15 protein-coding genes are annotated in these 15,236 nt (G+C 62.9%); 9 read left to right on the forward strand and 6 right to left on the reverse strand.

The window, feature by feature from the left end; genetic code table 11:
• The first annotated feature begins 116 nt into the window (after positions 1 to 116).
• On the forward strand, positions 117 to 908 hold the full coding sequence (locus tag DVH29_RS15105) for an SDR family NAD(P)-dependent oxidoreductase (protein WP_114647021.1): 792 nt from the start codon (positions 117 to 119) through the stop codon (positions 906 to 908).
• 134 nt (positions 909 to 1,042) lie between these two features.
• Positions 1,043 to 2,302, forward strand: a complete 1,260-nt coding sequence (locus DVH29_RS15110; protein WP_114647022.1) for a D-amino acid dehydrogenase — start codon at positions 1,043 to 1,045, stop codon at positions 2,300 to 2,302.
• A 25-nt stretch (positions 2,303 to 2,327) separates the two neighbouring features.
• Here the strand turns inward: DVH29_RS15110 and DVH29_RS15115 are convergent, their stop codons facing one another.
• The 3 genes from DVH29_RS15115 to DVH29_RS15125 all read right to left on the reverse strand — a co-directional run bounded on the left by DVH29_RS15115 (position 2,328) and on the right by DVH29_RS15125 (position 6,067).
• The gene (locus DVH29_RS15115) at positions 2,328 to 4,097 is read right to left on the reverse strand and encodes an SLC13 family permease (RefSeq protein ID WP_114647023.1); all 1,770 of its coding nucleotides are present in this window, start codon (positions 4,095 to 4,097) and stop codon (positions 2,328 to 2,330) included.
• A gap of 222 nt (positions 4,098 to 4,319) precedes the next feature.
• Complete coding sequence (locus DVH29_RS15120; RefSeq protein WP_114647024.1) at positions 4,320 to 5,324, reverse strand: PdxA family dehydrogenase; 1,005 nt, start codon at positions 5,322 to 5,324, stop codon at positions 4,320 to 4,322.
• 35 nt (positions 5,325 to 5,359) lie between these two features.
• A complete protein-coding gene (locus DVH29_RS15125) occupies positions 5,360 to 6,067 on the reverse strand; it encodes a GntR family transcriptional regulator (RefSeq protein ID WP_158541700.1) in 708 nt (235 codons plus the stop codon).
• Positions 6,068 to 6,360: 293 nt separating this feature from the next.
• Here DVH29_RS15125 and DVH29_RS15130 point away from each other — a divergent pair, with 293 nt between their 5' ends.
• The 6 genes from DVH29_RS15130 (at position 6,361) to DVH29_RS15155 (ending at position 12,607) form a co-directional block, all read left to right on the forward strand.
• Positions 6,361 to 7,311, forward strand: a complete 951-nt coding sequence (locus DVH29_RS15130; RefSeq protein WP_114647026.1) for a Bug family tripartite tricarboxylate transporter substrate binding protein — start codon at positions 6,361 to 6,363, stop codon at positions 7,309 to 7,311.
• A gap of 54 nt (positions 7,312 to 7,365) precedes the next feature.
• Positions 7,366 to 7,842, forward strand: coding sequence for a tripartite tricarboxylate transporter TctB family protein (locus tag DVH29_RS15135; RefSeq protein ID WP_114647027.1), 477 nt, complete (start codon positions 7,366 to 7,368; stop codon positions 7,840 to 7,842).
• A 21-nt stretch (positions 7,843 to 7,863) separates the two neighbouring features.
• Positions 7,864 to 9,378, forward strand: a complete 1,515-nt coding sequence (locus DVH29_RS15140; protein ID WP_114647033.1) for a tripartite tricarboxylate transporter permease — start codon at positions 7,864 to 7,866, stop codon at positions 9,376 to 9,378.
• 124 nt (positions 9,379 to 9,502) lie between these two features.
• Positions 9,503 to 10,849, forward strand: coding sequence for an MFS transporter (locus DVH29_RS15145; RefSeq protein ID WP_114647028.1), 1,347 nt, complete (start codon positions 9,503 to 9,505; stop codon positions 10,847 to 10,849).
• 116 nt (positions 10,850 to 10,965) lie between these two features.
• Positions 10,966 to 11,337 carry a DUF983 domain-containing protein gene (locus tag DVH29_RS15150; protein ID WP_114647029.1) on the forward strand — a complete coding sequence of 124 codons (372 nt, stop codon included), beginning with the start codon at positions 10,966 to 10,968 and terminating at the stop codon, positions 11,335 to 11,337.
• An 82-nt stretch (positions 11,338 to 11,419) separates the two neighbouring features.
• Positions 11,420 to 12,607, forward strand: coding sequence for a hypothetical protein (locus DVH29_RS15155; protein ID WP_147276127.1), 1,188 nt, complete (start codon positions 11,420 to 11,422; stop codon positions 12,605 to 12,607).
• Here DVH29_RS15155 and DVH29_RS15160 read toward each other — a convergent pair.
• A complete protein-coding gene (locus tag DVH29_RS15160) occupies positions 12,580 to 13,563 on the reverse strand; it encodes an aKG-HExxH-type peptide beta-hydroxylase (protein WP_147276128.1) in 984 nt (327 codons plus the stop codon). The genes DVH29_RS15155 and DVH29_RS15160 overlap by 28 nt on opposite strands.
• A 25-nt stretch (positions 13,564 to 13,588) precedes the next feature.
• Positions 13,589 to 13,846, reverse strand: coding sequence for a hypothetical protein (locus DVH29_RS16270; RefSeq protein ID WP_147276129.1), 258 nt, complete (start codon positions 13,844 to 13,846; stop codon positions 13,589 to 13,591).
• Between the two features lie 30 nt (positions 13,847 to 13,876).
• On the opposite strand from DVH29_RS16270, the gene DVH29_RS15165 reads away from it, so the two are divergent.
• The gene (locus DVH29_RS15165) at positions 13,877 to 14,806 is read left to right on the forward strand and encodes a hypothetical protein (RefSeq protein WP_114647032.1); all 930 of its coding nucleotides are present in this window, start codon (positions 13,877 to 13,879) and stop codon (positions 14,804 to 14,806) included.
• 44 nt (positions 14,807 to 14,850) lie between these two features.
• Here DVH29_RS15165 and DVH29_RS15170 read toward each other — a convergent pair.
• On the reverse strand, positions 14,851 to 15,236 hold a 386-nt coding region (locus DVH29_RS15170; protein ID WP_210206256.1), incomplete at its 5' end, for an aminotransferase class IV.

Consider the following 15,236-nt stretch of genomic DNA (forward strand, 5'->3'; position numbering starts at 1 on the left):
CGCGCGACCCACTTCCTAAGCTTCTTGCAACTCGCCGCAGCAATGCTGTGGATGCGATGAATGTCGATTCAGCCTAGGCTTCAGGTCGCGCACGACACCATGCGGAGAAAACCAAGTTGAAGATAGATCTTTCCGGAAAAACGGCGATCGTAACGGGGTCCACCAGCGGGATCGGGTTGGCGATCGCCAAGGGCCTGGCAGCGACTGGGGCCAACGTCATAGTCAATGGCCGATCCCAGGACAATGTGGACCGCGCCATCGAGGCGGTCCGGGCCGAGCCAAGTGCCGGAACCATCAGCGGTTTTGCCGCGGACCTCGGGACGGCGAAGGGCTGCGACGACCTTGTTGCCGCCTTTCCCCGCTGTGACATCCTCGTCAACAATCTGGGCATTTACGGCCGGCAGGACTTCTTTGAGACCGACGACGCCAGATGGATGCAGTATTTCGAGACGAACGTTCTGTCCGGGGTGCGGCTTGCGCGCGCGTATTTGCCGGGAATGGTGGGCGCTGGTTGGGGTCGTGCGGTGTTTATTTCGTCGGAATCGGGATTGAGCATCCCTTCCGATCAAATTCACTATGGCTGCACGAAAACGGCACAGCTTTCCATCGCCCGCGGACTGGCAAAACGGATGGCGGGCACCGGCGTGACCGTCAATTCCGTTCTGCCCGGCCCGACGCTCTCCGACGGCGTCGCAAAGATGCTCGAAGCCGAAATGGCCGGCACCGACAAAACCTTTGAGGAAGTCGCCGTGGAATACGTAACGACCCATCGACCCGCCTCGATCATTCGGAGGCCGGCCAGCGTCGAGGAAGTGGCCAGCATGGTCGTTTACGCATGCTCGACCCAGGCGTCCGCCACCACAGGCGCGGCGCTGCGCGTAGAAGACGGGCTTGTCGACTGCATCTGATGCCCGTCGCTCGCGGCATCGCCGCGATCTCCGCGACGGTTCGAAAACGCCGTAATCACGTCCACGAGAATGTGCCGCCAATCCGTCCCGGACGGAGGCCCCGGCTTGCCTGTGCTGTCATCATGAGGAATATTATGAAGGTTGTTGTACTGGGCAGCGGCATTGTCGGCATAACATCCGCCTATCAACTCGCCAGAAACGGCCACGAGGTTACCGTTCTGGACCGCCAGGCCGGTCCTGCGCTGGAAACCAGTTTTGCCAATGCCGGCCAGGTCTCGTTCGGCTATTGCTCCCCCTGGGCCGCGCCCGGCATTCCCCTGAAAGCCCTCAAATGGCTGCTGATGGAGCACTCGCCGCTGGTCATTCGCCCCAGGCTCGACGCGGCCATGCTCACGTGGCTGCTGCAAATGCTGCGCAACTGCACCGCCGAGAGATACGCCATAAATAAGAGCCGCATGCTCCGGCTGGCCGATTACAGCCGGGTGGCGTTCCGTCATCTGCGCGACGAAACCGGCATTGCTTACGACCACGGCATGAAGGGCACCCTGCAACTGTTCAGGACCCAGCAACAGCTCGACGCAAGCGCGAAAGATGCCAAGGTTCTTGCCGCCGATGGCATAGCTTTCGAGATTTTAGGCCCCAATGCGTGCGTGGCCGTCGAGCCGGCCCTTGCCCATGCGCGCCACAAGGTGGCCGGAGGGCTCCGGACACCAGGCGATGAAACCGGCGACTGCTATAAATTCGCATCCGCCCTGGCGGCCAGGGCCGAAGCCCTGGGTGTTCGCTTCGCCTACAATAGCCGGGTCACCGGCCTCGACATCGTCGACGGAAAGGTGGCCGGCGTTCTCATCGAAGGCAAGGAAAGGATTGCGGCGGATGCCGTCGTCGTCGCCCTCGGCAGTTTTTCGGCCGCGTTTCTGCGCCCCTACAAAATCAACCTGCCGATTTACCCGGTGAAAGGATATTCGCTCACCATACCCATTCGTGACCCGTCCAAAGCGCCGATCTCCACGGTCATGGACGAATCCTATAAAATCGCCATAACCAGGCTGGGCGACCGCATCCGCGTCGGCGGGACGGCCGAGATATCGGGCTATACGAACGGGCTCGACGCGGGACGGCGCAAAACCCTCGAACATTCGGTCAGCGATCTTTTTCCCGGCGGCGATCTCGCCAAGGCGACGTTCTGGTCCGGTCTCCGACCCATGACCCCCGACGGTACGCCCATTGTCGGGGCAACCAGAATTCCGAGGCTGTTCCTCAACACGGGCCATGGCACGCTGGGCTGGACCATGAGCAGCGGATCGGCCCGCATTGTGAGCGATCTGGTGAGCGGCGAGACGCCAGAGATAGACGTGGCCGATCTTGGGGTGGCGCGCTACGCTTTACGGTAGCGCGCGACCTGCGGCCGGCCGCAGGTCAGAACGGCCAGAACACGGGGATGAAGATCATCCCCAGAACCCAGAAGATCAGATTGAGCGGCAGGCCCACCTTGAGAAAATCGGTGAACTTGTAGCCGCCGGCGCTGTAGACCATGGTATTGGTCTGATAGCCGACCGGCGTCGCGAAACTCGTCGAGGCCGCGAAGGTCACCGCGATCAGGAAGGGCGTGGCATCCACGCCCAGCATATTGGCGGTGGACATGCCGATGGGGGTGAGCAGGACGGCCGCGGCCGCATTGCTCATGAACTCGGTCAGCACCAGCGCCATCAGATAGAGCACGGCCAGCACCACCAGCGGACCGAAGCCGCTCACCAGGCCAATGGAATTGGCGACGATGAACTCGGCCGCGCCGCTCTGGCTCATGGCGACCCCCAGCGGCAACAGCCCGGCCAGCAGGATGATGATGCGCCAGTCGATGGCGTCATAGACCTTGTCCGCCTCGAGGCAGCCCGCCAGGGTCATCGCCACGGCGCCGATCAGCGCGGTGATGGCGATGGGCGCCCAGCCCATGGCCGATATGGCGATCACCAGAACCATGGTGGCCAAGGCGAAGGGCGCGCGCCAGCCGGCAGGCTTCTCCGCATCCCGCTCGCTGAGCACGATGACATTGGCGTCGCCGCGCAATGCGACCATTTCGGTTTCCGGGGTGAGCATCAGCAGGACATCGCCCACATTGAGCCGCACATCCTTCAATTGTTCGCGCAGGATCTGGCCGCGCCGATGAATGGCCAGGACGGTGCCATTGTGTTGCCAGCGTCGATCGAGCATCCCCAGTGTGCTGCCGATCACCCGCGACCGGGGCGCAATCATCACCTCGGTCAGCACCTGCTCGGTGCCCTCTTCCAGCGTCCGTGCCTTGAGCTGGAACTCGGTATTGATCTCGAGCCCGGCCTCGATCCGCAACTGGTCGAGCTTGGACCAATCGCCACGGGCAATCAGGACGTCGCCTTCCTCGAGGGTCTGAGACCGGGGCGACCAGACCTTCTTTTCCCCGCGCAGCAATTCGAGGACGAAGACGCCGAATTCCTCGCCCAGCTTCGCTTCACCGACCGAGACGCCGATCAGCGAGGATTCGGGCATGACGCGCAATTCGGTGATGTATTTACCCAGCTCATATTGCTCGACCAGTTCGGTGGCGCGGGCGTCCGGCAGCAGCCAGCGCCCCAGGGTCAGCAGGTAGAAGCAGCCCACCACAAGGCAGATCACTCCCAGCGGGGTGAATTCGAACATGGAAAAGCCGGGATGCCCCAGATCCTGGGCCATGGCATTGACCAAAAGATTGGTCGAAGTGCCCACGAGCGTGCAGACCCCGGCCATCTGCGAAACATAGGACAGCGGGATCAGGGCCTTGGAGGCCGACATGCCGATGCTGGCCGCCGCCGTCATGACCAGCGGCATGAACACCGCGACCACGGCGGTATTGTTGACGAAGGGCGCGACCACGGCGAGAACGCCGAACAGAAGGAGCAGAAAGGTGAGGGGCGATTTGGCCTGCCCCAGCAGATGCCCGATCCCCGACAGGGCCCCGCTGTTCTGGAGCCCGGCCGCGAGAATGAACATCGCCGCCACGGTGATCGTGGCCTGATTGCTAAAACCGCTCAACGCCTCGTCGGAACTGACGAGGCCGAGAATGGCCAGTGCCGAAAGAACCAGCAACGCCACCGCATCGATCCGCAATCTCTCCGTCGCAAACAGCACGATGGCGAAGAGGGCGATGCCCAGCACCAGCACGATCTCGACTGTCATGTGTCGAATCTTTCCTCACCCGATGCCGCGAAACCCTCCCGCGGCAGCATCCCCTTGACGATTCACCAGCAGCGAGCCGAAGGCCAGTACCGTTTTATCAGCTTGAACGCGATCCCGTATCGACGCCGGCCGCCCGATCATCTCTCCTGATGCTAAAGGGCCCGCCCGCATTTTTGCGGGCGGGCCCTTCGCCAACGTCATGCTGCGGAGATTGTTCCCGCCTCAGCTCTGCCGCACGCTTTTGGCGGCCGCCACGATGGAGAGTTCCATATTGGTCGAGCCGGCAATACCCTGGCCGGCGATATCGAAGGCCGTGCCGTGCGAAACGGTGAAAACCGGGACCGGCAGCCCGCCGATGAAATTGATGAGGTGGCCGAACTCAAGGATCTTGATGCCGGAATTGCCGTGATCGTGATACATGGAAAGCACGATATCGAGGTTCAGCTTGTCGATATTGACGAACACCGAATCCGCCGAAATCGGACCCACGACCCGGATGCCTTCGGCGCGCGCATCGTCGCAGGCCGGGCCGATATCGGTCATTTCCTCGGTACCCATCAGCCCATGCTCGCCATTGTGCGGATTGAGGCCCGACACCCCGATCACCGGATCGGGAAGCCCCACCGTGGCGAGGCTCTTTTTGAGCACGCGAATGGCGGCCAGAACGCGCTCGCGCGTGCAATAATCGGCGACCTCGCGCAGGGGAATGTGGTTGGTGACGCGCGCGAGATTGTATTTCCGCCCCATGAGGATCTGGATCGAGGAGGTGGCGCCGGTATAGTGACGCGAGATTTCCTCAAAGCCGGTGTGCTCGTGCCCGCCATCCTTCATGGCGCGCTTGTTGTTGGGCGAGACGACCACGGAATGGACCTCGCCCTGCATGGCCAGGCCGATGGCGTGCGCGATGCTCGCCCCGCTATAGCGCCCGGCCTCCGCCGAGACCTCGCCTCGCACGCATTGGCCGAGATCGAGCCTGTCGAACGGCAGGATCTCGACGGTGCCCGGCGCACCGCTGGCATCGGAAGGCTTGTCCAGCAGCCGGATATCGAGGCTGGTCCCGGCGATTTTCATATCGCGCTCGAAAACCTCGGGACTGCCCACGATAATGGGCGCCGCCGCCTGGCGCACTTCGGATTTGGCCAGGGCCTTGAGGGCGATCTCTGGGCCGATGCCGCAGGGGTCCCCATTGGTGATGGCTACGATGGGCTTGCCGTCGGATGTGTGCATTTGGAACTCTTGGCTTTTGAGAGGAAAAAACGACGTCAATCGTCGTCCCAGATATTCTCGGTATCGGCGATGCTGTCGGGCATGGTGCGGAGCAGACGGTTTCGGCCGGCCAGACTGTGATCGCGCAGGATGCGCGCCAGCCGGCTGGGATGTCCGTTGCGGAATTCCTCGATGATCTGGACGTGTTCCGCCGCCGACGCCCGGACATTGCCGTCGAGGATCAACGCCCGCTTGCGCCAGATATGCAGCTCGCGATCGAGGTTTTCATAAATATCGGCCAGATGCCTGTTGCCGGTGAACCGCATGATGCGGGAATGGAACTGGCGGTTGAGCAGATAGAATTTTTCGGCGTCCTCCGCCTCTATCGAAGCCTCCATCTGATCCTGCAATTGCTGCAGTTCATCGATCTGGGCCATGGTGATGCGCCGCGCCAGGATGCGGCCGGCCTGCGAAAAAAGCGCGGCCCGGACATCATAGATCTCGAGAATGTCGGAAAGGTCGAGAACGCGCACGAAGAAGCCGCGATTGACCTTGAATTCGACCAGTCCCGCCTCCTCGAGGCGCCGGCACGCCTCGCGAACCGGACCGCGGCTCGTGCCGCGCTGATCGGCCAGTTGCTTTTCGTTGATGCGGTCGCCAGGGCCCAGCTGCCCCTCGATGATCATCGTCTCGAGGGCGCGATAAAGCTGCTGGGCGAGCGAGCCGCTCTCATCCGCGTCTTCATAGATGGGCGTGGGGTCCATGATCGCTTCCCTTCGATATTGCCGACACTTAGAAACCCTCGACCAAAGTGTCAACAATAATCCCAGGCCAGGGCTCAGAAATACGTTATGCGCGGGAATTTCCTGTGCCCAATGTCTCATCATGCCCGGAAAATGGGAAAAAACATGTCCAGACTGTCAGTTTTGATTGTTGACAAACCGCGCGATTGTGTGTTTCCCATCAACAAGAGGTACGGAGAAGGCGTGTCGAAATCCTCAGTTTCGCCATCACCCATCGGCCTTTGTATACGATACCGACATGTGGGAGGTTCTAAATGTCGACACTTAAGATCATGGGCGTGGCCGCTGGATTGGCGCTGGGTTTCGCGACCCTGCCCGCACTGGCGTTCGAACCCGAACGCGACGTCACCATCGTCGTCACCAGTTCCGCGGGCGGCGGCAGCGACACCGCCACGCGCATCCTTGCCAGCGTCATCGACGAGCTCGAATTGACCCCGGTCAACTTTCTCGTCGAGAACCGGACCGGTGGCTCCGGCTCGGTCGGCTATTCCTTCGTCGCCGGCCGCACCGGCGATCCCTATCTGTGGACCAAGGTCGGCGTGAGCTTCTTCACCACCCCGCTGATGGGCGAATCCCCGGTCTCCTACACCGATTTCACCCCGCTCGCCGCCATCTCCGTGGACCCCTACATCATGGTGGTCGCAGCCAATTCCCCGATCCAGAGCCTCGATGACATCATCGAATCCGGCCGGATGATTTCGGGCACGACCGGCATCGTCGCCGATCCGGCGCTCCTCGCCCAGAAACTGCAGGAAGAGCTCGAGATCGAAGTCGATATCGTGCCCTTCGGCGGCGACGGCGAAGTGACGGCCGCGCTGCTGGGCGGGCATATCGAGGTCCAGTTCGGCAACCCCAGCGAAGTGCTGGAACTGATCGAAGCGGGCGAAGTCCGCGCCATTGCCGCCAGCTCGGATCGCCGCGTTCCCGGCTTCGACGACATCCCCACCTTCGTGGAACTGGGCTATGACGTGGTCCAAACCCAGCTTCGCGGCTTCGTGATGCCCCGAGACGTGCCGGAGGATGCGGTCGGCTACTGGACGGCGATCATCGAGCAGGCCGTGGCCAGCCCGCAGTGGAAAGAGCAGTATCTCGACCGCTTCAATGCCATCCCCTACGTCCTGTCCGGCGCGGAATTCCAGGCCGAGATGGATCGGCGCAACGAAGAATACACCGAGCTGATGACCACGCTCGGCATCATCGAATAATCTGCGTGGCGCTGGCTCCCTGCCAGCGCCATTCCTGCTTTTGGGAGGGATGGAATGAAAATCATTACCCTCGACAGAATTTTTGCCGGATTGGTGATCCTGCTCGGAATTCATGTCGTCACGACATCCATCGGGCTGGGTCTCTATCGCGGCCATGTGCCGGGCCCGGGGTTTTTCCCCATGGCCTCCGGCGTGCTGATCCTCGTTCTGGCCATTGCGCTTCTGGCCCGCAGCTTCCTGCGCGACAAGGCAATCACGTCCGATGTCATCGCCCCCGCGACCATCGCGGTAATCGGCGTGCTGACCGTCGCACTGGTCGTCTTCGTATTCGCCGCCCCGCTGCTAGGCCTCAGCATAGCGACCTTCATTCTCATGGTGATCACGGGGCTTCTCACCCAGGAGCCCGACCGCCGCGGACGCGCCTTCTACACGCGCCTGATCCTGGCCTCGGCGGCGACCGCCGCCATCTGCCACGTGCTGTTCGGACAGGTGATCCGGATCCCGCTGATCTACGGCCCGTTGGGCATATAAAATATTAAGGGAGTGCCTTTGGTGGAGACTCTAACGCTTCTGGGCAGCGGTATCTGGGCTGCGGCAAGCGACCCGATGATGCTGCTGGCCATTCTGATCGGCGCCCTGGTCGGTCTGCTGATCGGGGCCCTGCCCGGCCTCGGCCCGACCGCCGGGGTGGCCATCATGCTGCCCGTCGCCGTGGGCTTCGAACCCGTCGTGGCCCTGGCCATGCTGGCCGGCGTCTACTACGGCGCCATGTTCGGCGGGGCGGTGACCTCGATCCTGCTCGGCATACCGGGCGATGCGCCCTCGGTGATGACGGTGATCGACGGCTACCCCATGGCCAAGCAGGGCAAGGCCGGCCAGGCCCTGGGAATGTCCGTCTACGCCTCCTTCGTGGGAGGGCTGGTCGGCCTGGTTGGCCTCACGCTGATGGCGCAGATATTCTCGCGATACGCGCTGATGTTCGGCCCGGTGGAAATGACCGCGCTCATGATCCTGTCGCTTTCGCTGGTCACGGTGCTGGGCACCAATGACCGGCTCAAGAGCTTCATCTCCCTGGGGCTGGGCCTCTGGATCGGCACGATCGGCCTCGACCAGATCATGGGCGGCCCCCGGTTCACCTATGGCAGTTCAATCCTCCTCGAGGGTATCGACTTCTCCCTGATTGCCGTGGGCATGTTCGGGCTGGGGCAGATGTTCCTGGCCCTCGAAGAGGGTCCCGCCTCCCGCGTCGACATGGCGAGCTACAGCTACCGCTCCATGATGCCGCGCTGGATCGATTTCATCAAATGCCGCGCCGCCCTGTTTACGGGGTCGATCATCGGCTTCGTGGTCGGCGTGCTGCCCGGCGCCGGCGCGACCGCCGCCACCATGATGGCCTATGCCACGGCCAAGAAGATGTCCAAGGAGCCCGAAAAATTCGGCACCGGCGCCATCGAAGGCGTGGCGGCGCCCGAAGCGGCGAACAACAGCGCTTCCTACGGCAATATGGTGACGTTGTTCACGCTCGGCATCCCGGGTTCGGCAACCATGGCCGTGATGATGGCCGGCTTGCTGATGCTGGGCCTCCAGCCCGGTCCGCGGCTTTTCGAACAGCAGTCGGAATTCGTCTGGACGCTGTTCGGGACCTTCTATATCGGCAATCTCCTGCTGGTGTTCATCACCATCCTGCTGGTGCCGATCCTCGCCGCGGCCGTCTTCGTATCCCGCGGATTGCTGTTCGCCATGGTGATCGGCGTCGTGGTCTACGGCATCTATGGCATCAATCTCAGCCTCGACGACCTGCTGGTCATGGCGGCGTTCGGTGTGCTCGGCTATGTGACGTCCAAGCTCAATTATCCCACCGTTCCGCTGATCCTCGGCGTGGTGATCGGGCCGATGCTGGAACTGGGCGTCAGACGCAGCCTCATCACCTCGCGCGGCGACTTCTCGATTTTCCTCGGCAGCTCGATCTCGGTGTTCCTGCTGGTCTGCACCGTGATCATTCTGGTGCTGCCGCTGTTCCGGCGCTTCCGCCACTCCAGGGCGCTTTCGACCGAGCAATCGGCCTGAACCGGGCCAAAGACAGCCATTTCCTCTTGAAAGAGGGGGCGTGGCGGCAGTAAGGAAATTGCAAGCGCACTGCCCCCGGCTCATACGAGCCGGGGGCATGTGTCGTTCTTTCCGGAGTTTTGCCATGTCCTCTGCCGCCGCGGCCGTGTCCGCCAAGCCAGCCAATTCGCGTTCGCGCGTCCTTCTTGCCAGCCTGGTCGGGACCACCATCGAGTTCTACGACTTCTATGTCTATGCCACCGCGGCAGTGCTGGTGTTCCCGCACCTGTTCTTCCCCACCGGCAATGAGACAACGGCGCTGCTGTCCTCCTTTGCCGTGTTCGGAGCGGCCATGGTGGCGCGGCCGCTCGGCGCGGTGTTCTTCGGCCATCTCGGCGACCGAATGGGACGCAAGACGACCCTCGTCGCGGCGCTGCTGACCATGGGGATCGCCACCTTCCTGATCGGCCTGCTGCCGACCTATGCCGTCGCCGGCTGGCTGGCTCCCGCGCTGCTGGTGATCCTCCGGCTGGCCCAGGGCTTCGCGCTGGGCGGGGAATGGAGCGGGGCGGCGCTGGTCGCGACGGAAAACGCCCCTCAGGGCAAGCGGGCCCTGTTCGGCACCTTTCCCCAGCTCGGGGCGCCGATCGGCTTCATCATCGCCAACGGCCTGTTCCTGATCATTGCCGCGCTGCTGCCCTCGGACGATCCGTCCCGTCCCTCGCTGGCCTTCCTCGATTGGGGCTGGCGCATCCCGTTCCTGTTTTCCGCCGTCATGGTGATCATCGGCCTGTGGGTGCGGCTCAACCTCGTCGAGAGCAACGCCTTCGAAAAGACCGTCAAGACGGGCCAGGTGCGCAAGGTGCCGCTGGTCACCGCCTTCCAGAACAATTTCCGCGAACTGGTGCTGGGCACCTTCTACATGCTCGCCACCTATGTGTTGTTCTACCTGATGACGACCTTCTCGCTCAGCTATGGCCGCGCCGCCATCGATGCAGCGGTGCCGGGCCTCGGCTATGATTACACCACCTTCGTGCTGATGATGATCATCGGCGTGGTGTTCTTCGGCATCTTCACCTTGGTTTCCGGCCCCTGGGCCGACCGGTTCGGACGGCGGAAGACCCTGATCTGGGTTACCCTGGCCATCGCGCTGTTCGGTCTGTGCTGGGTGCCGATGCTGGCCGAGGGCCTCGTCGGCGTGATGGCCTGGCTGATCATCGGCTTCACCCTGATGGGCCTCACCTTCGGTCCGATGGGGGCGCTGCTGCCCGAACTCTTCCCGGCCAATGTGCGCTATACCGGTTCGGGTATATCCTACAATGTCTCCTCGATCCTGGGCGCCGCACTCGCCCCCTTCGTCGCCGTTGCTCTCTGGAGCGCTGGCGACGGCAGCCCCTTCTGGGTGGGTGTCTACCTCACGGCCATGGCCGTGATCACCCTGATCGCCCTGCTGCTCGGGCGCGAGACGCGGGATATCGATATCGAGGAGTGAGGGGCCCCGATTTCTTTATGGGCAAATAGCCGCCTTGCGCTCTGACAACACGTCGCGTTGCCGGTTGCGGCATCAGTGGCTATCATTACAGGATATCCAATCGGAGCGCCGTCGCCATGACCACAGAGATGCCTTCCTGGAAAATCGGCCTGCTCGGCCGGTGTCCCCGTTGCGCCGAGGGGCATTTGTTTGCCGGATTTCTGAGGCTGCGCAAGGAATGTGACGTGTGCGGGCTCGATTACGGCTTTGCCGATCCCGCCGATGGCCCGGCGTTTTTCGTCATGATGCTGGGATGCATTCCCGTGGCCATTTTTGGCTTCTGGCTTGAGGTCGTCCATCACCCGCCCTTCTGGGTGCATCTGGTCGTCACCTTGCCGCTGATCTTTCTCACCTGCGTGCCGCTGTTGCGGCCGGTAAAGGGGTGGATGGTCGCGCATCAATACCATTCCAAGGCCGCCGAACTGCGATCCGACGAGCGCATCCCGTAAACCAGAAAGGCCGCGAGGGGCGATTGACGAAAGCGCCACCGCCCCATACTCCTTATCGATTGGGGGTTTTGGGGTGGTCCGCTTGCGTCCGACAGCATTGGCGATTTCCCGCACCAGCCTGGCGCTGGATGCGGCCGGGCCCCATCGCCGGTTGCCGCGTTCCGGCTATATGCAGCGTCCACCGGCCTTCCACCAGGCCTTTGACGGCCACCTGCTGCTCTATGACGTCTTCCGCCATGCGGATGGCGAGCGCGTTCTCGGCATCGGGCCTCCGCCCCGCAACCTCCTCGCCCTCCTCAAAGCCAGCCGCACCGTCGCCAGACCCTCGGGAACCCCGCTCGCGCTCAAGCTCTATGCGTCGCTTTCGACATCCATCTTTGAATGGACCGGCGCACCGGCCGGCACAGAAGCGTTGGAATTGCAGGTTGCGGACCAGAGGTTTATGCTGCCCGTCCAGCCCAATCATTCCGACGCGCTCAGCGGCGCGCGCCTCCTCTCCACCATCAACAAGAACAACGATCTGGCGTGGATCGGCTATTGGGCGCGCTGGCATGTGCAGTTGCACCGGACCGACACGATCGTCCTGTTCGACAATGGCTCGGACGCCTATCCCATTGCGGCGATCGAAGAAACGCTGGCCGGAGTGGACGGGCTCAAAGCCTTTGCGGTGATCGATTTTCCGCACGCCTTCGGCCCGGTCGATCCCCTGGTGCGGACCGACCCGTTCTGGGCCCGGTTCGCCCAGATCGCCAGCATGAGCATCGTGCTACGCCGCTTCGCGGCCACGGCGCGAGGGTTTCTCAATTGCGATATCGATGAACTGGCCAATCCCCCCGGCGATACCCCCATCTACGACAGTCTCGACCGGACCCGGGCCGGGCTGCTGATCCTGCCCGGCATCTGGGTGGAGCCCGATGCTGCCCCCTTGGCTTCCATCTTCGACCACAGCGCCTTCGCATGGACCGGAACCGAAAAGGAACGGCGCAGGACGCCCGCCAAATGGGTGCTCGACCCGCGCCGCCCCTGGGTCGGCAATCTGGGCGTCCACCCCTATTGGCACTCGATCCGGGGGCGCCCGATGCTCGGCAAGTCCTTCCTGCCCGACGCGTTCTTCTGGCATTTCAAGGCCATCAATACCGGCTGGAAGGATGCCGGCCGCGCCTCCGCGCCGATCCGCAACGCCGGTGATATTTGCGAGGATACGCTATTGCGGGCGCGGCATGCGCAACTGCGCGCGCCGGCCTATGCCCGGGTCGCCTGCGCCATATAGGCCTCTGCCGCATCGATCAGGCGCGCGCCGCTGCCGGACAGCCGGGCGCTCGCCCGCACCGTCTGCAACCCGTCGTGGAAGAGCCGCGCATCGCTTTGCCGGGCCTCCTCGGCATGCGCCGCTTCCTCGGCGGTGAGCAGCCCGGAGTCGATCAGTTTCGACATGGTCCAATGCATGCGCGCCAGAACGAAAGTGGCGTGGAAAATGCCATCCATGGGCCGCGGATCGAGGCGCAGCGGCGATTTGAACAATTCATCATCCGGATTGAAAACCAACGGCTCATCGATGGAATGCCCGAACAGCAAGGTATGGCCGGATTCGTGACCGATGACCTCCACCACATCCATTTCGGTAGGATGGAAGGAGGGATTGAGCACCAGCGCCCCCCACAGGCGATAGCTCGAGCCGCCATCGAAATGATAGGTGCCGCCGGGCTCGCCGACCGCGAGGACGACCTGGCCGATAACGGCGCGGACCTCCGCGAAAAGTTCGGGAACCACCGGTTCGAACCGCGCCCAAGCGCGATCCAGCCTTGAGCGGAACGCCTCGGCCATATCGGCAGGGGGCTGGAGGAAGCTGAACCGCGTGGTCGGGTCCGTATCCATCGCAGACCGGATCAGCGCGGCCCCATCCGGCCCGGCGATATCGTCTATCGATGCGATGGTGAGCCCCGGCGCCATGGGGCGGGCGGCGCAGATGGCGTCGAACAGGGCCTTTGCCTCGGCAAGCCGCCCCTCGCTCATCGCCGCAACGAGCTGATAATACCGCTCGAAGGTGATCGGCTCGAACCGCTCGGCCTTCAACCCTTCGATGACCGTGGCGAGCCCGGTCGTGTCCACGTCGAAATGTCCGCGGGCCTCGTCAGCAAGATAAGCGAGGCTGCTGGCCAGTTCCGCATGCATACGGCGATCGAGATCGGCCGCGGCGCGGGGATCGGGTGAAAACAAATATGACACGATGCTTCACCCGATCCGAGTGTAATCAGTCGATTTTTTCGACCGGCTTGCCGCCGACCTTGGCACTGACTTTGATGCCGAGCTTGGCGCCAACCGAACCATTGATCTTGAAACCGAGAAGTCTTGTGTGATCGAGCTTGATCATCTTGCCCTCCATAGCATGCGTGTTGTGAACAACGCCCGATGAAGCTATGAGATCGGGATTGACTTGTAAATGGCCCTTAAAACTCCGCGGCGATAAATGATCACCTTCGTAGCAACGCGCGCTCATCTTGCGCATCATCGCCACGCCGCAAGATGGCTTCCCCGGGGGATGATGCGCGTCATCAGCTATGATCACCTCTTCGCCGCGCGGCGGGCCCGAACCGGAACCTGGATCTTTTCCGATTTCGACCGTCTCGATTTCTGGGGGCTCGAACTCGCCGGCCGCTACGCGCGCGCATTGCGTTCGGCCGGCGCGCGCGTCCTCAACCATCCGGCCCTGGCGCTGCAGCGCGCTGCGCTGCTCAAGCAGCTCAACAAAGCCGGCATCAACGATTTCGGCGCCTGGCGACCGGTGGACGGGGAGTGGCCCGATCGCTACCCGGTGTTCATCCGCACGATCGCCGCCCACCGGGGCGTGGCGAGCGGGCTTCTGGGCTCGGAAGCCGAAGTCCGCACCGAAATCGATAGGCTGACCGCCCTCGGCCATCCCCTGGGCGATCTGCTGATCGTCCAGTACCACACCCAGGAGATCGCCGATGCGCCCGGGGCCTTCCGCAAGCACGCCGCCTATGTGGTCGGCGGACGCTTCGTACCCGGCCCCATCGTCACCGACACCCATTGGTGCGCCAAGGAAGGGGTGCTCGGAACGGCGCGGGAGGAGCATTATCTTTTCGAGCGCGACTATAATGACAGCCGCCCCCATGCCGAGCTGCTGCTCGATATCGCGAGGCGGGCCAATATCGATTTCGGCCGCATCGACTATGGCATTGTCGGGGACCGGGTGCAGGTCTACGAGATCAACACCAATCCCCATATCCGCCGCCTCAAGAGCCATCACAGCGCGACGCGCATGGAGACCATAGGCAAGGCCACCGCCGAACTGGTGGATGCTCTCGCCGCCCTCGACCAGCCCGCCGAGGGCATCGCCAGGGTGGACGAAACCGGGCTTGCTCCAGCCGACATCGCGGCCCTCCCCCGCCCCCTGGGGCCCCTGCTCTCCCGCCTGTCCCGGCTCCAATGGAGCCGCTGGGTTCCGTAGGGAAGCTGCTGGCCGAACGCCGGCCAAATGCCGGGATTAAACACCTAGCGCAGAGCGCGTTCGGCATAGGCCTGCCGCAGATCAGAGCTGATCGGCCCCGGTCCACCGGAGCCGATTGCCGTTCCGTCAATGCTGACAACCGGCAACAAGAACGTCGAAGCAGAAGTCGAAAATGCTTCCGCAGCCTGCAATGTCTCGTCCGGCGCGAAAGCCCTCTTTTCTACGCGCAGCCCCTTCCGGCGAGCGAGATCGATGATGACCTGACGGGTGACGCCAGCCAATATCTCGTTTCCGATGGGGCGAGTGACCAACACTCCATCCTGCGTTACGATAAATGCAGATGATGACGCTTGAGAACGGCGGTGCAAAATTAGTCCACGGTAGCGGCTGGATTGTCCTGCTGCGGGCGGCTTAAAAGTCGTCCACCTAT

The sequence above is a fragment of the Pelagibacterium lacus genome, assembly GCF_003345525.1.
Classification (GTDB): domain Bacteria; phylum Pseudomonadota; class Alphaproteobacteria; order Rhizobiales; family Devosiaceae; genus Pelagibacterium; species Pelagibacterium lacus.